Genomic DNA, 20207 nt, shown 5'->3' with positions numbered 1-20207 from the left:
CCTGACCCGTCCGCGGGGTCACTGTTACGTATCGACGGACCAGGGGAACGGGCGATCTACGCGCGTAGGAGTTAGAGTGCGAAAATGACGAGCCAGACTGACCGGAATCAGACCGACCGGAAGAGGACCGTCCCGAGCCCGGACCAGATCCGCCGGGCGCCCAAGGTGCTGCTGCACGACCATCTCGACGGCGGTCTCCGCCCCGGCACGGTCGTCGAACTCGCCCGCGCCACCGGATACCCCGCCCTCCCCGAGACCGACGCCGACAAGCTCGGCATCTGGTTCCGCGAGGCCGCCGACTCCGGCTCGCTGGAGCGGTATCTGGAGACCTTCTCGCACACCGTCGGGGTGATGCAGACCCGGGAGGCGCTGGTCCGGGTCGCCGCCGAGTGCGCCGAGGACCTCGCCGGGGACGGAGTCGTCTACGCCGAGGTGCGCTACGCCCCCGAACAGCATCTGGAGGGCGGGCTCACTCTCGAAGAGGTCGTGGAGGCGGTCAACGAGGGCTTTCGCGAGGGCGAGCGCCGGGCCCGCGCCGACGGATACCGGATCCGGGTCGGCGCCCTGCTCACCGCGATGCGGCACGCGGCCCGCGCGCTGGAGATCGCCGAACTCGCCAACCGTTACCGCGACCAGGGCGTCGTCGGCTTCGACATCGCCGGAGCCGAGGCCGGTTACCCGCCCACCCGCCATCTCGACGCCTTCGAGTACCTCAAGCGCGAGAACAACCACTTCACCATCCACGCCGGAGAGGCGTTCGGGCTGCCCTCCATCTGGCAGGCCCTCCAGTGGTGCGGCGCCGACCGGCTCGGCCACGGCGTCCGGATCATCGACGACATCGAGGTCGCCGACGACGGAAGCGTCACCCTCGGGCGGCTCGCCGCCTATGTCCGGGACAAGCGGATCCCGCTGGAGCTGTGCCCCAGCTCCAACCTCCAGACCGGCGCCGCCGCGTCCTACGCCGAGCACCCCATCGGTCTGCTGCGCAGGCTCCACTTCCGGGCCACCGTGAACACTGACAATCGCCTCATGTCGGGCACCAGTATGAGCCGGGAATTCGAGCAGCTCGTCGAGGCGTTCGGATACACGCTCGATGACATGCAATGGTTCTCCGTCAATGCTATGAAGTCAGCATTCATTCCTTTCGATGAACGACTTGCCATGATCAATGACGTGATCAAGCCCGGCTATGCCGAGCTGAAATCCGAATGGCTGTTCCGGCAGACCGCCTCCACCAGCGGTTCTACCGGGGGATAGGGCTGAACGGGGGACAGTTCGGACCCGGGGATGCGGGCGGGTGTTCACCACTCGTCCGCATTTCGATGTTTGCGGCGGACGGCCCCGCGTGTTTACGTTCGTGGACCGCTCTCCATCCCCCGCCTCCCCGCCCGACCCCCTTTTCCTTTTTCCTCTCTTCCATTCATTTCGTTCATCCCAAGGACGCATTCACCATGAAGCAGTCTGCTGCCAAGACCCTCGGTGTCGCCGCCCTCGGTGCCGCCTTCGCCGCCACCGGCGCGGGTGCCGCCAACGCCGCCCCGGCGGCCGTGCCGGACGCCGGTCAGGCGCTGAACGCCGTCGGCGCCGTCGCCCGCACCCTCCCCGCCGAGAACCTCGCCCAGGCGCTGCCGGGTGCCGTCGAGGCCGTCACCCAGGGGCAGAACGCGCTGGGCACCGGTCTGGCCGCCGCGCAGCCGGCCGCCGAGCGGGCGCTCGCCCAGGGCCCGACCCAGCCCGCCGCCGGTCTGCTCGGCGGGCTCCCCGTCAAGGGCCTGCCCACCCACGGTCTGCCGATCAACGGCATCCCGCTGGGCTGATCCGGAACCGGCCCGCGAAGAACGCGCCGGGGCGCACCCCACACCACGGGGGTGCGCCCCGGCGTCGTCGTATCCCCGTGTCCGTCGGCACACCCCCGCGCCCGCCCGGTGTCGTTCGTCACCAGGCCGTGCGGGCGCCCTTGCCCTCCGCCGGGACGAATATCCACAGGCCGATGTAGAGCAGGAACTGCGGGCCCGGCAGCAGACAGGACGCCAGGAAGATCACCCGCATCGTGGTCGCGGAGGTACCGAAGCGCCGGGCCAGCGCGGCGCACACACCGCCGATGACGCGGCCGTTGGTGGGGCGGGCGAGGCGGGACATGGCTGCTCCTTCGTGAGCGTCGGTGCGGGCCTCCCATCCGGTGGCCCGATCTGTCACCACCGTACGAAGACGAACCCTCCCCAAGCGTCGCTCTACGGGGCGATCCCGACCCTGGGAATCGTCGGGGTACGACCCTGAGCCGCCTCGTCCTGGGGGAGGGGCGCCTCCTCCACCCGGGGTCGCGCCGCCCGGTGCGCGACCCGGCGGCGCAGCCGGGCACGGGCCGCCGGGACGACCGTCACATGCGCCACCAGCACCCCCGTGGTGTTCAGCAGCAGCGAATCGACATCCGTCACCTGGCCGGGCACCCCGGTCTGGAGCAGTTCGATCGTGAGCGAGATCAGCGTCCCGGCGGCGACGGTCCGCAGCGCGGACGCCAGCGGCGAGACATCCAGCCGGCCGCCCACCGCGGGCAGCAGCACCCCGAGCGGCGCGAGCAGGGCGACGCTCTCCCCGAGCCGGATCGCCGCGTCCGGCCAGCCCAGTGCGAGATCGGCGCGGATACCGGCCAGCGGGCGGAGATTGGCGGGGGCGACCCAGGGGACATCGAGCGAGCGCAGCGTCAGCCAGCCGACGAACGCCAGATGCACGACGAGGAGGACGGCTCCCGTCGCCCGGATGCGGAGGGCGGGGCCGCTGCCGCCGCCCATCGAGCCTTGACGCTGCACGACCCCCTAGACGCGGGGGGCGGCGGGATCGGTTCCGGGTACGGGACCCCGGTGGGGTGAGGCGTGGGCCACATGGCGGGGCCCCAGCCGGGGAGGGGAGGCGCCCGCCGGGGCGAGGGGCGGCGGGGCACTGTCAGGCCCCCGCCCCGATCAACCCGCCCCCACCTCCTCCGACGGCGGCCACTCCGCCCCCGGGGCGGCGCGGACCTCGTCGGTGCAGTCGTAGCGGCGCAGCGGGGTGTCCCGGGGGCCGCCCAGGATGACCGAGCCGTCGCCCTCGGCCGCCTCCGAGTCGGCGAAGGTGCAGACGATCTGGGCGAGGGCGGAACGGCTGAGGTCGGCGGGGGAGACCCCGAGGCGGAGGGTGTCGTCGGGCTCGTCCCCGTAGGGGCCGGTGACGGCGAGGCCGCGGTGGACGTCCGTGGTGTAGCCGGCCGACCGCTCGGCTGCGGTCGGCTCCTCGGCGAGCTGGTCCAGCAGCCCCTGGGCGACCTGCACGCGGCGCGGCGCCTCCACCGACTCCGGCGGGATCTCCACCAGCCGGTCCAGCGCGACCAGCGACGACCCGCACAGCAGGAAGAGCTGCGCCGGGAAGCCGAGGGCGGTCCGGGAGGCGGCCTCGTCGCCGGTGGCCGAGCAGTGCGCCCGGGAGGGGGCCGCGCCGAAGTCGGTGGGCACCTCGGTCGCCCGGATCCCGCAACCGGACAGCAGCAGCCCGCCGAGCAGGGGGAGGAGGCAGAGCCGGGCCCGTCGTACGTTCATCCCGCTGTCCCTGTCCCCTTGTCGGTCCCGTCCCCGGTGTCCCCGTCCCCGTCCCCGTCGTCCGGGCCGGAGACGGTCGAGCCGTCGCGCGGCAGCCGCAGGGTGAACACCGCGCCGCCCTCGGGCGAGTTCGCGGCGGTGATCTCACCGCCGTGGATGTGCGCGTTCTCCAGCGCGATGGACAGGCCCAGGCCGCTGCCCTCGGAGCGCGGGCGCGACGCGCTCGCCTTGTAGAAGCGGTCGAAGACGTGGGGGAGGACGTCCTCGGGGATGCCGGGACCGTGATCGCGGACCCGGATCACCACCGCGTCCACCGCGTCGCCGCCCTCTCCGGTGTGCTCCTCGCGGACCGAGACCCGTACCGGGGAGCCGCCGTGCTTGAGGGCGTTGCCGATGAGATTGGCGAGGATCACGTCCAGGCGGCGCGGGTCGAGCTGGGCGTGGATGCCGCGCTCGGCGTCCAGCTCCACCGCGTCCAGCCAGGCGCGGGCGTCGATGCAGGCGGTGATCTGGTCGGCGACGTCGACATCGTCCAGGACCAGCCGGGCGGTGCCCGCGTCGAAGCGGGTGACCTCCATCAGATTCTCGACCAGGCTGTTGAGCCGCCGGGTCTCGCTCACCACCAGCCGCACCGCGGGCTCGATCATCGGATCGATGGTGCCGCCGTCCGCGTCCAGCTCCTCCTCCAGGACCTCGGTGACGGCGGTGATCGCGGTCAGCGGGGTACGCAGCTCATGGCTCATGTCGGCGACGAACCGGCGGGACGCCTCGTCCCGGGCGGCCATGTCGTCCACGCGCTTCTCCAGCGCCGCCGCCGCCTTGTTGAAGGTGCGTGACAGATCGGCCAGTTCATCGGTGCCGGACACCCTGAGCCGGGTGTCGAGCCGTCCCTCGCCGAGCCGCCGCGCGGCGACCCCCAGCCGCTGCACCGGCTTGAGCACGGTCGTGGCGGCGGCCTGCGCGAGCAGCGCCGAGCCGATCAGCGCGAGCCCGGTGGCGATCCCCAGCGACCAGGCCAGCGAGTTGAGGTCCTTGGCCTCCGGCTCCAGCGACTTCAGCATGTACCCGGTCGCCCCACCGCCGACCACCCGCGTCCCCGCCACCAGATACGGCGTCCCGTCGTCCACGATTCGCTGCCAGTAGAGGTGGTACGGGGAGCTGTTGCCGTCGGTGGTGGGCTGGCGCTTGTCGACGGCGGTGCGCAGCGAGCGGGGAACGTCCTGGAGGCTGAAGCCGCTCAGTCCGCCCGAGCTGCCGGAGACCGTCTTGCCCTCGGCGTTCTCGGCGATCAGCAGCACGGTGAAGCGCTGACTGCTGTTGGTGGCCATCTGACCGGCGGTGATCTGCAACTCGTTCTGATCCGGCCGCTCGGGCAGTGAACCCGCCCGGTTCTGCATCTCCTGCTGGAAGTCGCGCAGCACCGCGTCCTGGGTGCGGGTGAGGACCGCCTCCCGGTTCAGCCAGTACGCGATGGCCGACGCCGACACCGCCGCGGTCAGCGCGACCAGGCCGAACACCACCACCAGGCGCAGCCGCAGACTGGTGAAGCGCAGTCCGGACAGCACCGCCCTGCGGGCCGCGGCCCAGCCGCGGTCCCCCCGTGCCCGCTCTGTCACTGAGGCGGATCCAGCCGGTAGCCGACACCCCGCACGGTACGGATCAGCGACGGCGACGACGGCACGTCCTCGACCTTGGCGCGCAGCCGCTGCACACAGGCGTCCACCAGCCGGGAGTCACCCAGGTAGTCGTGCTCCCACACCAGCCGCAGCAACTGCTGGCGGGACAGCGCCTGACCGGGCCGCCGGCTCAGCTCAAGCAGCAGCCGCAGCTCGGTCGGGGTGAGCTGGAGGTCCTCGCCGTTCTTGGTGACCGTCATCGCCGCGCGGTCGATGACCAGGCTGCCGAAGGTCGCCGCGTCGTTCGCCTCCCGCTCGCCGCGGCGCAGCACCGCGCGGATCCGGGCGTCCAGCACCCGGCCCTGCACGGGCTTGACGACATAGTCGTCGGCACCGGACTCCAGACCGACCACCACGTCGATGTCGTCGCTGCGCGCGGTCAGCAGGATGATCGGCAACTGGTCGGTGCGCCGGATACGGCGGCACACCTCGAAGCCGTCGATGCCGGGCAGCATCACATCCAGCACGATCAGGTCCGGCCGCTGCTCACGGAGCAGTTTCAGACCGTCCTCACCGCTGGCAGCGGTCGCCACCCGGTGTCCCTGGCGCGTCAGCGAGAGCTCCAGGGCCGTCCGGATGGCGTCGTCGTCCTCGATCAGCAACAGGGAAGGCACGGGCTCATTCTGGCCCATGAGGGGTTCGGTGTTCGACCTGTGGGTGCGGATCAGGTGCGGATCGGGTGCGGATCGTCGGCAGTGCCCGGCCCGGACGCATATCTGAACCCTGTGCGCGATCTTGGAACAGCAGGGTCACAGACCCCTGTGACAGGTCTGTGACAGACGGCGGACACGCCGATGAAGGTGGCCCGGCAATCTCTTTGGCACGAGCACGGGACGACGGCCGAATCCAGGCCGGAAGCCACAGCCACACAGACCGAACACCGACCGGAAGTCCACGACGGGGGGCGCGAGATGAACACGCTGCACGGCACCAGCTCCAGCGCAGTGATCACGCGGCTGCACGACGTGAACGGGGGCGGCCGGGGTTCCGAGAAGTCCGGTGTCGATGGGGGTCCCTCCCGCGCGAGCGGATTCGAGCGTGGGGGAGGGCGGGGGTGCGCTCGCGGCACCGGACGTCAGCACACCGCGTACATGACGGTGGTTGACGGTCACACGGGGGAGACGCACGGGGGGGCCGCGTACAGGGAGGAACCGGGGGAGCGGCGCTCGCTGTCGGAGGTGGAGTTCACCGCCTACGTCCAGGAGCGCCGTGCCTCCCTGTACGCCACCGCGTATCACCTGACCGGTGACCGGTTCGAGGCCGAGGATCTGCTCCAGAGCGCGCTGTTCTCGACGTACCGGGCCTGGGACCGGATCAGTGACAAGGCGGCGGTCGGCGGGTATCTGCGCCGCACCATGACCAATCTGCACATCAGCGCCTGGCGGCGCCGCAAGCTCAACGAGTACCCGACCGAGGAACTGCCGGAGACGCCCGGCGACACGGACGCCATGCGCGGCACCGAACTGCGCGCGGTCCTGTGGCAGGCGCTCGCCCGGCTCCCCGAACTCCAGCGCACCATGCTGGTCCTGCGCTACTACGAGGGCCGCACGGACCCGGAGATCGCGGAGATCCTCGACATCAGTGTGGGCACGGTCAAGTCCAGCATCTGGCGCTCCCTGCGCCGGCTGCGCGACGACGAGGTCCTGAGCTTCGGCCGTGACCAGGAGGACGCCTTCGGCGAACTGGTCGCCTGAAGGCAGGGGGGAAGAAAAAAAGACCCTCGGGGGGTGTATCAGGGGGACGGTACGGGGGTCTTGTCTACAGGGTCCGGGGAAGCAGCACCTGGCACACGAAGGGCCCTGGGGGGAAGCACGGGGGTACGGGGGAGCACGGGGGGATACGGGGGAAGCACCAGGGGAAGCGGGACTGGAGGGCCGGGGGGTCCGTCCAGTCCCGCTTCTCTGTGTTTCGGAGGAGTCCGGAGGTCTTACGAGGCTGTCCTGGCCTGCGTGCACCGGCCCGCCGCCGCTGCCGCCAGGCGGCCCATCGCCTCGTCCCGGTCGCAGGGGTGCGCGCCCAGACCGGCCTGGCGCGCGATGATCGCCCGCTCGGCGCGCATCAGCCGCCAGCCCCGGCGCACCAGGAACGCCACCGACTTGCGGCCCTCCCGCAGATCACGCAGGAAGCGGCGCCGGAACGTCCGGACCGGACCCCGGCTCAGACAGAGCGCGTCGGCGAGGACCCCGAGGTCACGGCACCTGCCCACTATCTCGGCGGCGAAGATGCCCTCCGCCACGAACAGCGGGGTCCGGCCGATGTCCACACTGTCCTCGCCCGTGCGGGCGCTCAGCGAGATGTCGTAGACCGGGACGGTGGTCCGGCCCGAGCGGCAGAGGTCGGTGATCGCGGCGACGGCCGCGTCCGCGTCCCAGGAGGCGGGGTCGTCCCAGTCGATGTCGGAGCTTCCCAGCACCTGCGGCAGCGTCGGGTCGTGGCCCTCCTTGTAGAAGTCGTCCAGCCGCAGCACCGGCAGTCCGGAGTGCTGGGCGAGCAGGGACTTTCCGGAGCCGGAGGGGCCGCACAGCAGCACGACCCGCGTGGGTATGGGCGGATGGGAACAACTCACGGGTCACCAGTCTGCGGCATGCGGGGGCCCCGAACGAGACCGCGGGTCGGCTTTGAAGCGCGCGTCACATCTCAACTACCCTTTGTGTGGAATTGTTTACTCTGGGTGAGCGAAAGAATGAGGGTGGTTGTGGTGTCTCTTCGTCAGAGGTCGCTGGCCGTGCTGGCGCTGGCGGGTGCGGCGGTCGGTACGGGGTCCGCGAGTGCCGTGGCCGACAGCGAGCCGGTGATCGACGTGATGCGGACGCGTCCGACCTCGCTGGGGAACCTGGACCCCCAGGCGGGGCTCGCGGCGGTCACCGGGTCGGTCCAGTACGTGACGGGGCCGGTGGCGGGCCTGAAGCCGAATCCCCTGGCGGGGACGGGGGTCGATCCTCTCGACAACGGGGTGGGGACGCAGTTGGCCGACTTCCAGCCGGTGACGTCGAAGATGCTGACGGGGCCGATCGCGCAGGCGCCGAGCGTGGGGAGCCTGCCGGTGGTGGGGCAGGTGGCGGGGCTGCTGGGCGGCTGACCGCCGTCCGGCGAGGGGAGCCGGGCTCCTTCTTGAGAGGGGCGCGGCTCTCCTCCTGCTACAGGGTGCCGTTCTTGACGCCGTTGATGAAGGGCTGCCAGGCGGTTTTGTTGAGGATCAGGATGGGGCTGGTTGTGATTTTGCTGTCTCGGACGGGGATCGAGCCGGGGAAGTCGTCGCAGACCTCGACGCAGGCGTCCCCTTGCTGGTTTCCGCTGTACGAGGACTTGCGCCAGCGGGCGGTGCTCACGTCCTGGGTGACTCGCATGACTCGTACGTCTCCATCGTCGCCTCGATCAGCGCTGCGGATTCTCCTGGTGGGAGGGCGCTGGCCTTCATCAGATCGTACTCTCGCACGCGTCGGGTGACGGTCTTCCGGTCGTCGAAGGTTTCGCCGTTCCTGGGGCCTTCCTGGTACACCGTCGTCGAGTTGTCCTGGAGCGTCAGCAGGATGAGAGTTCCGCTCATGAGGGTGCACGCGCCCGCCTCGAATGGCACGACCTGGACCGTCGTGTGGTCCGTGTCCACCCAGGGCAGCAGTGCCGCGAGTTGTTCACGCATCACCGCAGAGCCGCCGACGGCTTGCCGTAGGGCTGCTTCGCCGAGAATCCACCACACGTCGGGCGGACTGTCGGCGCGCAGGACCTCCTGACGGCCCAAACGAGTCGCGACCAAGCCTTCGATCTTTTCGGGGCACAGCCCTGGATGGCCTTTGAGGAACAGGGCCCGCATGTACGCCGGAGTTTGCAGCAGCCCCGGGATGACGCTTGTGCTGAACTCCTGAATCCGGGCTGCCCTGGCCTCCAACTCCAGGCAAAGGTCGAACCGCCGGGGCGTGTACTCCCGTTTCACCACCCCCCACAACCCCTGGAACAACTCCCCCGTCCCAAAAGCCGCGTCCAGCTTCTCTGAGAGGGGTGGTAGCGGCAGCCGCTCCCCTGACTCCACTCCGTGCAGATGCGTCTTGCTGTAGTTGACGATGTCCGACAGCCGGTCCAGCGACAGCCCGGCTGCCCGGCGCTGGCGGCGTAGTTCCACGCCGTACAGGTCGTGCGCGGAAGCGGAAGGGTTCAGGTCCTGGGAGGGCGGGGTCATCGTCTCGGCTCCCTTGCCGTGTGCTGTGGGGGTGTTCCGTGCCGGTGAGGGAACGGCTCGCGTCCACCGTAGTGGCGGTGGGTGACAGTTTGGGCGCGAATGGTGAGGAAGGGCAGGTGGGGGCCGTTCCATGAACCGGTTCGGAACACCGTCACCCTGGTTCGTCCGCCCCGCCGGAGTGACGCTGAGTGCATGGAGAATGGCAAGCAGCGACAGAGTGTGAGCGTGGGTTCGGGCCGGGCCAAGCCGGAGGGCACCCGGCTTCCCGTGGGGCAACTCGTCCACGACACCCGGCAGGACAAGCGCGCGATCGTCATGGACCACGAGGGCGGCCTCGTATGGCTGCGTCCCGAGCGCGGTGGGACGGAGTGGACCGCGCGGGCGGGCGATCTACGGCCGGTCGAGGGGGGCGCGGGGGCGCGGGCGCTGCTGTCGGCGCGGGTGGCCGACGCGAACGCCCGGAGCAGAGGGGAGGCGCTGTAGCTGGTGAGGAGGGGCGAGGGCTCTGGTGGGTGGGGGGAGCCCTCGCCCCGGGGCCGATCAGTAGGCGGAGCCGGACGCTCCCAGTGCTCCCGTCGGGTGCCACACCGTCTTGGTTTCCAGGAACGGGGTCATGCGGTCGATTCCCGGGGTTTCCGTCCAGTCCGTGGTGTGGGGGCGGACGACCCGCTTGAGGTTGTCGGCCGCGGCGATCTCCAGGGTCTTGGCGAGGGACTCGTCCGCGCCGGCCAGGTCGATGGCGTTGACGTCCTGGTGGGAGGCGAGCGGTGGCGCGATCTCCGCGGTGCGGCCGGAGAGGATGTTGACGACTCCGCCGGGGACGTCGGAGGTGGCCAGGACCTCGGCGAGGGACAGGGCCGGGAGGGGGCGGTTCTCGGACGCGATCACGATCGCCGTGTTGCCGGTCGCGATGACCGGGGTCAGGACCGAGATCAGGCCCAGGAGGGAGGAGTTCTGGGGGGCCACAACCGCTACCACGCCCGTTGGTTCGGGGGAGGAGAGGTTGAAGTAGGGGCCCGCGACCGGGTTGGCGCCGCCGACCACCTGGGCGATCTTGTCGGTCCAGCCCGCGTACCAGACCCAGCGGTCCACCGCCGCGTCCACGACCGCCGTCGCCTTGGACCTGGACAGGCCCTCGGCGTCCGCGACCTCGCGGACGAACTGGTCGCGGCGGCCCTCCAGCATCTCGGCGACGCGGTAGAGGACCTGGCCCCGGTTGTAGGCGGTCGCGCCGGACCAGCCGCCGAACGCCTTGCGCGCGGCCACCACCGCGTCCCGGGCGTCCTTGCGGGAGGAGAGGGGCGCGTTCGCCAGCCACTTGCCCTTGGAGTCCGACACCTCGTACACCCGGCCGCTCTCGGAACGCGGGAACTTCCCGCCGACGTACAGCTTGTAGGTCTTGAAGACGGACAGACGATCAGACATCGAGGTAGGCCTCCAGACCGTGACGGCCGCCCTCGCGGCCGAAGCCCGACTCCTTGTAGCCGCCGAAGGGCGAGGTCGGGTCGAACTTGTTGAAGGTGTTGGACCAGATCACGCCCGCGCGGAGCTTGTTCGCGACCGCGAGGATGCGGGAGCCCTTCTCGGTCCAGATACCGGCGGAGAGGCCGTACTGGGTGTTGTTCGCCTTGGCGACCGCCTCGTCCGGCGTGCGGAAGGACAGGACCGACAGGACCGGGCCGAAGATCTCGTCGCGGGCGACGGTGTGGGCCTGGGTGACGTTGGTGAAGAGCGTCGGGGCGAACCAGTAGCCGGAGGCGGGGAGGTCGCAGGGGGCCGTCCAGCGCTCGGCGCCCTCCGACTCGCCGGTGTCGGCGAGGGCCGTGATGCGGGCGAGCTGCTCGGCGGAGTTGATCGCGCCGATGTCGGTGTTCTTGTCCAGGGGGTCGCCGAGGCGGAGGGTGGCGAGGCGGCGCTTGAGGGAGTCCAGCAGCTCGTCCTGGATGGACTCCTGGACCAGGAGGCGGCTGCCCGCGCAGCAGACCTGGCCCTGGTTGAAGAAGATGCCGGTCACGATGCCCTCGACGGCCTGGTCGATGGGGGCGTCGTCGAAGACGATGTTCGCGCCCTTGCCGCCGAGTTCCAGGGTGAGCTTCTTGGCCGTGCCCGCGACCGTGCGGGCGATCTCCTTGCCGACGGCCGTCGAGCCGGTGAACGCCACCTTGTTCACATCCGGGTGGGCCACCAGGGCGGCGCCCGCGTCGCCGTAGCCGGGGAGGATGTTGACGACGCCCTTGGGCAGGCCCGCCTGACGGCAGATGTCGGCGAAGAAGAGCGCGGAGAGGGGGGTCGTCTCGGCGGGCTTGAGGACCACCGTGTTGCCGGTGGCGAGCGCCGGGGCGATCTTCCAGGCCAGCATCAGGAGGGGGAAGTTCCAGGGGATGACCTGGGCGGCCACGCCGAGGGGGCGGGGGGCCGGGCCGAAGCCCGCGTGACCGAGCTTGTCCGCCCAGCCCGCGTAGTAGAAGAAGTGCGCGGCGACCAGGGGGAGGTCCGCGTCCCGGGTCTCCCTGATGGGCTTGCCGTTGTCCAGGGTCTCCAGAACCGCCAGTTCACGGCTGCGCTCCTGGATGATCCGGGCGATCCGGAAAAGGTACTTGGCGCGCTCGGCACCCGGCAGCGCCGACCACTTCTCGAACGCCTTGCGGGCCGCCCGCACCGCCCGGTCCACGTCCTCGGCACCGGCCTGCGCGATCTCCGACAGCACCTCCTCGGTCGAGGGGGAGATGGTCTTGAAGACCCTGCCGTCCGCCGCCTCGGTGAACTCGCCGTCGATGAAGAGGCCGTAGGAGGGGGCGATGTCGACGATCGAGCGGGACTCGGGGGCCGGGGCGTACTCGAATACGGAAGCCATGATGATCAGTCCACCGTCACGTAGTCGGGGCCGGAGTAGCGGCCGGTGGCCAGCTTCTGGCGCTGCATCAGCAGATCGTTGAGGAGGGACGAGGCGCCGAAGCGGAACCAGTGGTTGTCCAGCCAGTCCGGGCCCGCCGTCTCGTTGACCAGGACGAGGAACTTGATCGCGTCCTTGGTCGTCCGGATGCCTCCGGCGGGCTTCACCCCGACCTGGACGCCGGTCTGCGCGCGGAAGTCGCGGACCGCCTCCAGCATGAGGAGGGTGTTGGCGGGGGTGGCGTTGACGGCGACCTTGCCCGTGGAGGTCTTGATGAAGTCGGCCCCGGCCAGCATCCCGAGCCAGCTCGCGCGGCGGATGTTGTCGTACGTCGACAGCTCGCCGGTCTCGAAGATGACCTTCAGACGGGCCGAGCCGCACGCCTCCTTCACGGCCGTGATCTCCTCGTACACCTTCAGGAAGTGCCCGGCGAGGAAGGCGCCGCGGTCGATGACCATGTCGATCTCGTCGGCGCCCGCGGCCACCGCCTCGCGCACGTCCGCGAGCTTCACGGAGAGCGGGGCGCGGCCCGCCGGGAACGCGGTCGCGACCGAGGCGACCAGGACGCCGGAACCGGCCACCGCCTCCTTCGCGACGGTCACCATGTCGGGATAGACGCAGACCGCGGCCGTCGTCGGGGCCGTGCGGTCGGTCGGGTCCGGGTGGGCCGCCTTGGCGCCCAGCGCCCGGACCTTGCCGGGGGTGTCGGCGCCTTCCAGGGTCGTCAGGTCGACCATCGAGATGGCGAGGTCGATGGCGTACGCCTTGGCGGTGGTCTTGATGGAACGGGTGCCGAGCGAGGCGGCGCGCGCCTCCAGACCGACGGCGTCGACGCCGGGCAGCCCGTGCAGGAACCGCCGCAGCGAGCCGTCGGAGGCCGCCACGTCCGTGAGGGTGTGTGCAGTGGTGGGCATGGTCACCAGACGAGCATATCTACGCGCGTAGCGGCTGTACAGGGCGGGGAGGGAGGCTTCTGCTGATGGACGCGGGGGGCTGTAGCGCCCCTTCAGGGGCGCGGGGAACTGCGCGACCAGCCCCCACTCACCCGCACCCGCCCACGCAACCACCCCCACCCCACCGCCCAGGCGCCCCCACCCCACCGTGAGGCACAATCGCCCCCATGACCTCCACCAACGACCGCATCTACCGTTCCCCGATGGCGCTGGTCGGCGGCGTGCTGCTGCTCGCCCTCGCCCTCTGGCTCGGCATCGACGCGATCGTGAACGGCGAGGGCCGCACCCCCTGGCTGACGCTCGCCGTGCTGCTGATCTTCGTCCCGGTCGTCACCGCCTTCACCCTGCGTCCGGCGGTCTACGCCGACGACGACCGGCTGCGGGTGCGCAACCCGCTGCGGGTGATCGTGCTGCCCTGGGGCGAGGTCGCCTCGCTGCGGTCCGGCTACACCAACGAGGTCATCGCGAACTCCGGCAGCAAGTTCCAGCTCTGGGCCATCCCGGTGTCGCTGCGCGGGCGCAAGCGGGCCGCGCGGCGCGAGGACCGGCGGCAGGCCGAGCGGGCGGCGGCGGCCAGCGGCAAGAAGGTGCGCGGCGGTCTCTTCGGCAGCGGCAGTGGGCTCGGCGGGCACGGCGGGGTCGACCCGGCGGCGCTGGACGACGGGTCCGGGCTCGCCGAGGGCGACCGGATCATGGCCGAGCTGCGGCAGATGAGGGAGGCCCGGGACAAGGCGGCCTCCTCGCAGGGGGAGGTCTCGGTGCGGTGGGCGTACGAGATCGTCGGGCCGGTGGCGGTGGGTGCGGTGCTGCTCGTGGTGCTGCTGGCGATCGGCTGACGCCGGGCGGGGGCGCGTACGGCGCCGGGTCCCCGGATCTGAGCGGGGGCCGGCGCCGTAGTCATCGCGCGCGACGGGGGTCAGCGCACGTCGATGTGGTCGCCCTCGGAGACCGCGGCGGCCGTGGTGTCCGTACCGGCGTACGACCAGCGGTAGGTACCGTCCAGGACGGCGCGGACGGTGGTGTCCAGGGTGCCGTCGGCGGCGGTGTGGACGGTCTTCACCGTCGTGAACTCCTTGCAGCCCGCCGGGCGGAACTGGAGCTTCACCGGCTGCCCGGCCGCGGCGCCGGTCTGGGTGCCGGTGGCCCAGTCGGCGTGCTGCACGGCGCCGGTGACGGTGAGGAGGCGGCCCCGGCGGACCGGCTCGGGGCCCGCGTCCACGGTGACCTCGGTCGCCCGCCGGACGGCGAAGGCGGCGGCGCTGTCCTTGAAGACCGCGTCGCTGTCGGGGGCGATGGCGAAGGCGCTGACCTGCCAGGTGCCCGCCTGCGCGGTGTCGGCGGGGGCGGTGCCCGGGGTGAGGGTGAAGGTCAGGGTGCAGGTGGTGGTCGTGGCGGTGGTCGGACCGCAGGGGGCGGCGGACGCCACCGTGACCTCGGGGGCGTCGATCGGGCCGCGGTAGAGGGTGGCGTTGATCTGCTCCAGGCCGGAGGGGTCGGTGGCGGTGATGTCGACGGTCACCGTTCTCGCGGCCGTGCCGACGACGACGGGCTGTCCGCCGTTGACGGTGACGCCGGTGATCTCGGTGTCGCCGAACTGCTCGTCCGCGTGTGCGGCCGGAACGGTGAGGGCGGACAGGGCGACGACGCCACACGCGGCGGCGACGGCGTAGCTCATGCGCATGCGAATTCCCCAATGTGAATGTTGAACGCTTGGAACGCTTTGAACGCGCTGAACGCTGAATGCGCCACGGCCCGGTGTTTATCCCCCGGCGGGCCGAATCGACGTGGGCAGCGTACTCATTCCGTGGAGATTTCGGAATCTTTTCGTGAGGTATTCGGGGGCGGCGGTCGGAGCTGGTCGGGGCGGGTTTGAATTTCTTGGCTGAGGAATGCGCGCGGGATATCCGGTGGGCTGATTCGGTGGAAAACCTAAGGGGAAATTCGGTCCGAATTTCAGCGGACCTGGCGCCCACCTGGGCGTACCGGACCGGTTCGGCCAGCGGCAACGCGTCGCGCCGGGGCGGGACATGAACAAGGGGCAACATTCGCATGAAGCATGACGATTGCGGTTACCGAGGGCGATCGAATACCACTCCCGTCTCACTAACCTGCCTGTGCCGCACGGAACAGTCGGAAATCAGGGGAAAACAGGGGTGGGGATGGATGGCGGGAAGAAAGGGCGGCGCTGCCGTGCCCGGCACGCGCTGTCATATAGACATCGGGGCAGACGGGACGTACTCCTGGCGCCTCACGGCCACGAACGGACGGGTGATCGCCGTCGCGGCCCGGACCTACCGGGACTATGCCGAGTGCCGGACCGCGTTCGAGCGGCTCTGCGCGGATGTCGCCGACTTACCCGGGGCGGTGCACCACACCACGGAGGGCAGCGGCTGGGTCTGGCGGCTGCGGGATCCGGTAGGCGGAGCACTCGCCGTCTCCTCGCGGGCGTACGAACGCCACTCGACCTGCCAGGCCGCCTACGAGCGGTTCCGGGCGCTGCTGGGTGAGCTGGGGGCCGGCGGGGTGATCTGCTGGGACGACGTCGGGTAGGGGGGGATGAGCGGGGGGTGGTCCCCGGGACCTGGGGACCACCCTCCGCTCCGGGTTCCGGGGTCCGGGGTCCGGCGGGATGTGCACGGCGTGTGTGGGCGTCGCGTTCACGTCAACAGCGGAAGTTGCCCCTCGGGGTGCCCGCGTTCACCTTTAGGGGCGCAGGTGTCCATCGGGCCTCAGGAGCGTCGGCACATGTGACGACGCGAATGGATGAGCGAGCGGTGGTGCCGGGGGACGAGGGGCCGAGACGGCTGCACGTCGACCCCGGTCTGCCCGACCGGGTGTTCCGGGGTGTGCTGCGCGGCGGGGGCACCCTGGTGCTCGCGATCATGCTGCTGGTCGGCGGGTTTCTCACCTACCGGGCCTGGCAGGCGCTGGAGGTGGCCCGGTGGGGCTTCGTCACCACCGAGGCGTGGGAGCCCGAGGGCCGCAGCTTCGGTATCGCCGCCGTGCTGGTCGGCACCATCCTGATCGCGCTCGTCGCCATCGCCTTCGCCGTACCGCTCGCGCTCGGCACCGCGCTCTACATCTCCGAGTACGCGCCGCCGCGGATCAGGCAGACCCTGATCAGCGTGGTGGACCTGATGGCCGCCGTGCCGTCGGTGGTCTACGGGCTGTGGGGGCTGTTCTTCTTCCAGGGGCAGGTGGTCACCGTCTCGCGCTGGATCTCCACCTACCTCGGCTGGATCCCCCTCTTCACGGTCGACGGCACCGATCCCAACGACCCGCTGGCCACCGCGACCGTCTTCACCTCGTCCACCTTCATCGCGGGGATGGTCGTCTCGCTGATGGTCGCGCCGATCATCTGCTCGGTGATGCGGGAGGTGTTCTCGCAGGCCCCGGTCGGTGAGCGGGAGGGTGCCTACGCGCTCGGCGCCACCCGCTGGGGCATGATCCGCAGCGTCGTGCTGCCGTTCGGCAAGGGCGGCATGATCGGCGGCACCATGCTGGGCCTGGGCCGGGCGCTCGGCGAGACCATCGCCGTCTACCTGATCATCTCGCCGGTCTTCGAGATCCAGCCGCACATCCTCCAGAACGGCACCAACTCGGTCTCCGCGCTGATCGCCCTGCGCTACGGCGAGGCCACCGCCTTCGGTATGTCCGCGCTGATGGCCGCCGGCCTCGCGCTCTTCCTGATGACCCTCGTCGTCAACTTCGCCGCGTCGTCGATCGTCGCCCGCAGCCGCTCCGGCGCGGCGAGCGACTCCTGAGGAGACCGAGCCAGATGACCACCGTCACCACCTCCCAGAGCCCACCCGGCGGCGCGGGCGCCCGGCCCCCCGAACCCCCCGCCCCCACCGTGCTGCCCGTCCGCGTCCCCCGCTCCGAGGCCCGCCGCAATCTGTCGACCCTGCGCGCCACCGATGTCTACGCGCTGCTCGGCGCCGGGGCCGCCGCGCTCTGCCTGACCTGGCTGCTCTTCGACCGGCTGCTGCCCTTCAACGGCGCCCTCGGCTTCGTCGTCACCGCGTTCACGCTGTTCATCGCTCTCTACGCGCTGCTGGTGTCGTTCGACGAGGACGGTCCGGCGGTGCGCGACCGGGTGGCCGCCGCCGTCGTCCAGAGCCTCGGGGTGCTGATGCTGGCCGCGCTCGCCTTCGTGGTCGTCTACACCCTCTACGAGGGCCGCGAGGCGCTGCCGCATCCGAACTTCTACACCGAGTCCATGGCCGCCGCCGGTCCGCTGGAGCCGCTGGACGTGGGCGGGATCCTGCACGCGATCGTCGGGACGCTGTGGCAGATCGGCATCGCGCTGGTGATCTGCATCCCGGCGGGGCTGGTGTGCGCGGTGTTCCTGAACGAGATCCCGGGGCGGTTCAGCCGGTTCGTGCGGACCATCGTCGAGGCGATGACCGCGCTGCCGTCCATCGTGGCCGGGCTGTTCATCTACGCCACCTTCATTCTGGCGCTGGGCTTCGACCGCTCCGGGCTCGCCGCCGCGCTCGCCATCTCGGTGATGATGCTGCCGATCATCATCCGGGCGGCGGACGTGGTGATCCGGCTGGTGCCGGGCACCCTGCGGGAGGCGTCGTACGCGCTGGGCACCTCGCGGTGGCGGACGGTCTGGCATGTGGTGCTGCCCACCTCGCGCTCCGGTCTCACCACCGCCGTCATCCTCGGCACCGCGCGTGGGGTCGGGGAGACCTCGCCGGTGCTGCTCACCGCCGGATACACCGCCGAGCTGAACACCAACCCGCTGAAGGACCCCATGGTCTCGCTGCCGCTGGCCGCGTTCGAGCTGGTCAAGTCGCCGGAGGCCACCTACATCGCCCGGGGGTTCGGTACCGCGGCGGTGCTGTTGGTGCTGGTGCTGGTGCTGTTCGTCCTCGCCCGGTTCTTCGGGGGCCGGGGGCCGGGGCAACTGACCCGCCGTCAGGAGCACCGCCGGGTACGGGCCTCGCGCCGGGACGCCCAGAGGTTCGGCGCCCGCGCCGATGCCGGTGCCCAAGCCGGTGCCGGTGCTCATGCCGGTGCCGGTGCCTCCGGCCGGGCCGCCGCCCATGCCGACGACCGCGCTGACACCCGTACCGGCGCCCGCGGCCCCGCCCGTGCCGCTGCCCCCTCCGTACCTCCGCCGCCGCCCCCGTTCGGCGGCACCGCACCGACGAGGAGCACCCCGTGATGTCCCCGACCGTCCGCCATCCACGCGCGTTGCGCGGGTCCCAGGCGCTGGCGCTGTTCACCGCCCTGGTGTGCGCGCTGCTGGCGCTGAACCCGCCGCACGCCGAGGCCGCCACCTACACCAAGATCAGCGGATCGGGCTCGACCTGGAGCGCCAACGCCATCGAGCAGTGGCGGCGCAATGTCCGCCAGCAGGGCATGACGGTGAACTACTCCTCGGTCGGCTCCACCATCGGCCGCAACCAGTTCCGCGACGGCACCTCCGACTTCGGTGTCTCCGAGATCCCCTACGGCCTCAACGACCTCGGCAACACCGACTCGCCGCCGTCCCGCAAGTACGCCTACATGCCGCTCGTGGCCGGTGGCACGGCGTTCATGTACAACCTCAAGATCGGCGGGAAGATGGTCACCAATCTCCGGCTGTCCGGCGAGGTGCTCGCCAAGATCTTCACCGGCAAGGTCACCATGTGGAACGCCCCGGAGATCAAGGCCGACAACCCCGGGCTGGCACTCCCCGCCCGCAGGGTCGTCCCGGTCGTCCGCTCCGACGGGTCGGGCACGACGGCCCAGTTCACCCTGTGGATGTCGAAGCAGCACGGGTCGCTGTGGAACGACTACTGCCGCCGGGCCGGCAAGCCCACCCCGTGCGGACTGACCTCCTACTTCCCCAACATCCCCGGCTCCGGCTTCGTCTCCCAGTCCACCTCGCTGGGCGTCGCCGGTTACACCCGCCAGCCGCAGGCCGAGGGCGCCATCACCTACGTCGAGTACTCCTACGCGGTGAACGCCGACTTCCCGGTGGCCAAGGTCCTCAACGAGTCCGGGTACTACGTCGAGCCCACCGCCTCCAGTGTGGCCGTGGCGCTCACCGAGGCGAAGATCAACAACGATCCGCGCTCGGCGGGCTATCTCACCCAGAACCTGGACAGCGTCTACTCCTTCGGCGACCGCCGCACCTACCCGCTCTCCTCCTACAGCTACATGATCATCCCGACCAAGGAGGAGATGGGCTTCACCAAGGCCAAGGGCCGCACCCTCAGCGCCTTCAACAACTATTTCCTGTGCGAGGGCCAGCAGCAGGCGGACCGGCTCGGCTACTCGCCGCTGCCGAAGAACCTGGTCGAGGCCGGGATGGAGCAGACCCGGAAGATCCCGGGCGCCGAGACCGCCGCCATCGACATCAACAAGTGCAACAACCCCACCTTCTCCGGCGGCCGGAACACCCTGATCGAGAACGCCCCCTATCCGCCCGCCTGCGACAAGCGGGGCGCGGAGCAGTGCGCGGCCGGAACGGGCGGTGCCAAGCAGCCGACGAACACCTCGTCGGGCGGCTCCACCGGCTCCGGTTCGGGCTCGGGCTCCGGCTCGGGCGGCTCCGCCGCGACCGGGGGGTCCGCTTCGACGGGCGGTTCGTCCACGGCTGGTGGGTCCGGCTCCGGGTCGGGGTCTGGGGGGACGACGGGGGGTTCCTCCTCCGGTGCGGGGGACGGGTCGGGGTCCGGGTCGGGTTCTGGTTCCGGCTCGACCGGCGGTTCGGACGGTGGCGCGGTCGTCGACCCCGACACCGGTGAGGTGCTCAGCGGTGACCAGGGCGCCGGGGACAGCTCGGTGGTGGCGGCGCCGGTGTCCCTGGGCACGGGCGACTCCCCGGGGCTGCGGACGGCGCTGATGGCGCTGTCGGCGGCGCTGCTGGTGGGCGTGGTCGTGGGGCCGCCCGCGGTGGCCCGGGTGCTGTCGGGGCGGGCCCGGCGCAGGGGGCGGCTGTGA

At 71.0% G+C, this 20207-nt stretch carries 22 protein-coding genes; 10 read left to right on the top strand and 12 right to left on the bottom strand.

The features are described from left to right. Positions 1–84: 84 nt before the first annotated feature. Positions 85–1257: an adenosine deaminase gene (locus AB0O01_RS11790; RefSeq protein WP_365312531.1), complete on the top strand. Its 1173-nt coding sequence runs from the start codon at positions 85–87 to the stop codon at positions 1255–1257. 194 nt (positions 1258–1451) lie between these two features. Further along, positions 1452–1817 carry an ATP-binding protein gene (locus tag AB0O01_RS11785; protein WP_365312530.1) on the top strand — a complete coding sequence of 122 codons (366 nt, stop codon included), beginning with the start codon at positions 1452–1454 and terminating at the stop codon, positions 1815–1817. Between the two features lie 118 nt (positions 1818–1935). Here the strand turns inward: AB0O01_RS11785 and AB0O01_RS11780 are convergent, their stop codons facing one another. The 5 genes from AB0O01_RS11780 to afsQ1 all read right to left on the bottom strand — a co-directional run bounded on the left by AB0O01_RS11780 (position 1936) and on the right by afsQ1 (position 5859). Then, positions 1936–2139 carry a PspC domain-containing protein gene (locus AB0O01_RS11780; RefSeq protein ID WP_365312529.1) on the bottom strand — a complete coding sequence of 68 codons (204 nt, stop codon included), beginning with the start codon at positions 2137–2139 and terminating at the stop codon, positions 1936–1938. 92 nt (positions 2140–2231) lie between these two features. After that, the gene (locus AB0O01_RS11775; RefSeq protein ID WP_365312528.1) at positions 2232–2807 is read right to left on the bottom strand and encodes a VanZ family protein; all 576 of its coding nucleotides are present in this window, start codon (positions 2805–2807) and stop codon (positions 2232–2234) included. Positions 2808–2957: 150 nt separating this feature from the next. Next, positions 2958–3569, bottom strand: coding sequence for a hypothetical protein (locus AB0O01_RS11770; protein ID WP_365312527.1), 612 nt, complete (start codon positions 3567–3569; stop codon positions 2958–2960). Further along, the gene (locus AB0O01_RS11765; RefSeq protein ID WP_365312525.1) at positions 3566–5185 is read right to left on the bottom strand and encodes a HAMP domain-containing sensor histidine kinase; all 1620 of its coding nucleotides are present in this window, start codon (positions 5183–5185) and stop codon (positions 3566–3568) included. The genes AB0O01_RS11770 and AB0O01_RS11765 overlap by 4 nt, the downstream gene beginning before the upstream one ends. After that, positions 5182–5859: a two-component system response regulator AfsQ1 gene (gene afsQ1, locus AB0O01_RS11760; RefSeq protein WP_355737772.1), complete on the bottom strand. Its 678-nt coding sequence runs from the start codon at positions 5857–5859 to the stop codon at positions 5182–5184. The genes AB0O01_RS11765 and afsQ1 overlap by 4 nt, the downstream gene beginning before the upstream one ends. Before the next feature lie 297 nt (positions 5860–6156). Between afsQ1 and AB0O01_RS11755 the strand changes: the two genes are divergently transcribed. Next, positions 6157–6939 (top strand): SigE family RNA polymerase sigma factor, encoded by a 783-nt coding sequence (locus AB0O01_RS11755; protein ID WP_365312524.1) that lies wholly within the window; start codon positions 6157–6159, stop codon positions 6937–6939. Positions 6940–7172: 233 nt separating this feature from the next. Here AB0O01_RS11755 and AB0O01_RS11750 read toward each other — a convergent pair whose 3' ends face one another. After that, on the bottom strand, positions 7173–7775 hold the full coding sequence (locus AB0O01_RS11750) for a uridine kinase (RefSeq protein ID WP_365313110.1): 603 nt from the start codon (positions 7773–7775) through the stop codon (positions 7173–7175). 168 nt (positions 7776–7943) lie between these two features. On the opposite strand from AB0O01_RS11750, the gene AB0O01_RS11745 reads away from it, so the two are divergent. Next, positions 7944–8324, top strand: coding sequence for a hypothetical protein (locus AB0O01_RS11745; RefSeq protein WP_365312523.1), 381 nt, complete (start codon positions 7944–7946; stop codon positions 8322–8324). Between the two features lie 58 nt (positions 8325–8382). On the opposite strand, the gene AB0O01_RS11740 is transcribed toward AB0O01_RS11745, so the two are convergent. Continuing rightward, complete coding sequence (locus AB0O01_RS11740; protein ID WP_365312521.1) at positions 8383–8592, bottom strand: DUF397 domain-containing protein; 210 nt, start codon at positions 8590–8592, stop codon at positions 8383–8385. Then, entirely contained in the window at positions 8571–9419 is an 849-nt protein-coding gene (locus tag AB0O01_RS11735; protein WP_365312520.1) for a helix-turn-helix transcriptional regulator, read from the bottom strand. Before AB0O01_RS11735 ends, AB0O01_RS11740 begins: the two co-directional genes overlap by 22 nt. A 192-nt stretch (positions 9420–9611) precedes the next feature. On the opposite strand from AB0O01_RS11735, the gene AB0O01_RS11730 reads away from it, so the two are divergent. Further along, positions 9612–9902: a hypothetical protein gene (locus tag AB0O01_RS11730; protein ID WP_365312518.1), complete on the top strand. Its 291-nt coding sequence runs from the start codon at positions 9612–9614 to the stop codon at positions 9900–9902. 57 nt (positions 9903–9959) lie between these two features. Here AB0O01_RS11730 and AB0O01_RS11725 read toward each other — a convergent pair whose 3' ends face one another. The 3 genes from AB0O01_RS11725 to deoC are packed head-to-tail and all read right to left on the bottom strand — an operon-like array spanning position 9960 to position 13226. Further along, positions 9960–10844: an aldehyde dehydrogenase family protein gene (locus AB0O01_RS11725; RefSeq protein WP_365312517.1), complete on the bottom strand. Its 885-nt coding sequence runs from the start codon at positions 10842–10844 to the stop codon at positions 9960–9962. Next, entirely contained in the window at positions 10837–12273 is a 1437-nt protein-coding gene (locus AB0O01_RS11720) for an aldehyde dehydrogenase family protein (RefSeq protein WP_365312515.1), read from the bottom strand. The genes AB0O01_RS11725 and AB0O01_RS11720 overlap by 8 nt, the downstream gene beginning before the upstream one ends. 5 nt (positions 12274–12278) lie before the next feature. Next, positions 12279–13226, bottom strand: coding sequence for a deoxyribose-phosphate aldolase (gene deoC, locus AB0O01_RS11715; protein WP_365312513.1), 948 nt, complete (start codon positions 13224–13226; stop codon positions 12279–12281). A gap of 206 nt (positions 13227–13432) precedes the next feature. Between deoC and AB0O01_RS11710 the strand changes: the two genes are divergently transcribed. Continuing rightward, entirely contained in the window at positions 13433–14101 is a 669-nt protein-coding gene (locus AB0O01_RS11710; RefSeq protein ID WP_365312512.1) for a PH domain-containing protein, read from the top strand. An 80-nt stretch (positions 14102–14181) separates the two neighbouring features. Here AB0O01_RS11710 and AB0O01_RS11705 read toward each other — a convergent pair whose 3' ends face one another. Then, positions 14182–14946 (bottom strand): DUF5707 domain-containing protein, encoded by a 765-nt coding sequence (locus AB0O01_RS11705; protein ID WP_365312511.1) that lies wholly within the window; start codon positions 14944–14946, stop codon positions 14182–14184. A gap of 482 nt (positions 14947–15428) precedes the next feature. Here AB0O01_RS11705 and AB0O01_RS11700 point away from each other — a divergent pair, with 482 nt between their 5' ends. The 4 genes from AB0O01_RS11700 to pstS all read left to right on the top strand — a co-directional run bounded on the left by AB0O01_RS11700 (position 15429) and on the right by pstS (position 20207). Further along, complete coding sequence (locus AB0O01_RS11700; protein ID WP_365312509.1) at positions 15429–15815, top strand: DUF1508 domain-containing protein; 387 nt, start codon at positions 15429–15431, stop codon at positions 15813–15815. Positions 15816–16012: 197 nt separating this feature from the next. Then, a complete protein-coding gene (gene pstC / locus AB0O01_RS11695) occupies positions 16013–17029 on the top strand; it encodes a phosphate ABC transporter permease subunit PstC (protein WP_365312507.1) in 1017 nt (338 codons plus the stop codon). A gap of 14 nt (positions 17030–17043) precedes the next feature. After that, a complete protein-coding gene (gene pstA / locus AB0O01_RS11690; protein ID WP_365312505.1) occupies positions 17044–18441 on the top strand; it encodes a phosphate ABC transporter permease PstA in 1398 nt (465 codons plus the stop codon). Continuing rightward, complete coding sequence (gene pstS / locus AB0O01_RS11685) at positions 18441–20207, top strand: phosphate ABC transporter substrate-binding protein PstS (RefSeq protein WP_365312503.1); 1767 nt, start codon at positions 18441–18443, stop codon at positions 20205–20207. Before pstA ends, pstS begins: the two co-directional genes overlap by 1 nt.

The sequence above is a fragment of the Streptomyces sp. NPDC093252 genome (assembly GCF_040683675.1).
Lineage (GTDB): Bacteria > Actinomycetota > Actinomycetes > Streptomycetales > Streptomycetaceae > Streptomyces.
This window is presented reverse-complemented; position numbering and strand designations above follow the sequence as displayed.

Excerpts from the sequence above, each read along its gene's own strand:
- AB0O01_RS11790 (WP_365312531.1), top strand. The coding sequence starts at position 85 with ATGACGAGCCAGACTGACCGGAATCAGACCGACCGGAAGAGGACCGTC.
- AB0O01_RS11755 (WP_365312524.1), top strand. The coding sequence starts at position 6,157 with ATGAACACGCTGCACGGCACCAGCTCCAGCGCAGTGATCACGCGGCTG.
- AB0O01_RS11780 (WP_365312529.1), bottom strand. The coding sequence starts at position 2,139 with ATGTCCCGCCTCGCCCGCCCCACCAACGGCCGCGTCATCGGCGGTGTG.
- AB0O01_RS11705 (WP_365312511.1), bottom strand. The coding sequence starts at position 14,946 with ATGCGCATGAGCTACGCCGTCGCCGCCGCGTGTGGCGTCGTCGCCCTG.
- pstS (WP_365312503.1), top strand. The coding sequence starts at position 18,441 with ATGTCCCCGACCGTCCGCCATCCACGCGCGTTGCGCGGGTCCCAGGCG.
- deoC (WP_365312513.1), bottom strand. The coding sequence starts at position 13,226 with ATGCCCACCACTGCACACACCCTCACGGACGTGGCGGCCTCCGACGGC.
- AB0O01_RS11700 (WP_365312509.1), top strand. The coding sequence starts at position 15,429 with ATGGCGGGAAGAAAGGGCGGCGCTGCCGTGCCCGGCACGCGCTGTCAT.
- AB0O01_RS11740 (WP_365312521.1), bottom strand. The coding sequence starts at position 8,592 with ATGCGAGTCACCCAGGACGTGAGCACCGCCCGCTGGCGCAAGTCCTCG.
- AB0O01_RS11735 (WP_365312520.1), bottom strand. The coding sequence starts at position 9,419 with ATGACCCCGCCCTCCCAGGACCTGAACCCTTCCGCTTCCGCGCACGAC.
- AB0O01_RS11785 (WP_365312530.1), top strand. The coding sequence starts at position 1,452 with ATGAAGCAGTCTGCTGCCAAGACCCTCGGTGTCGCCGCCCTCGGTGCC.
- AB0O01_RS11720 (WP_365312515.1), bottom strand. The coding sequence starts at position 12,273 with ATGGCTTCCGTATTCGAGTACGCCCCGGCCCCCGAGTCCCGCTCGATC.
- AB0O01_RS11770 (WP_365312527.1), bottom strand. The coding sequence starts at position 3,569 with ATGAACGTACGACGGGCCCGGCTCTGCCTCCTCCCCCTGCTCGGCGGG.
- pstA (WP_365312505.1), top strand. The coding sequence starts at position 17,044 with ATGACCACCGTCACCACCTCCCAGAGCCCACCCGGCGGCGCGGGCGCC.
- AB0O01_RS11710 (WP_365312512.1), top strand. The coding sequence starts at position 13,433 with ATGACCTCCACCAACGACCGCATCTACCGTTCCCCGATGGCGCTGGTC.
- AB0O01_RS11730 (WP_365312518.1), top strand. The coding sequence starts at position 9,612 with ATGGAGAATGGCAAGCAGCGACAGAGTGTGAGCGTGGGTTCGGGCCGG.
- AB0O01_RS11725 (WP_365312517.1), bottom strand. The coding sequence starts at position 10,844 with ATGTCTGATCGTCTGTCCGTCTTCAAGACCTACAAGCTGTACGTCGGC.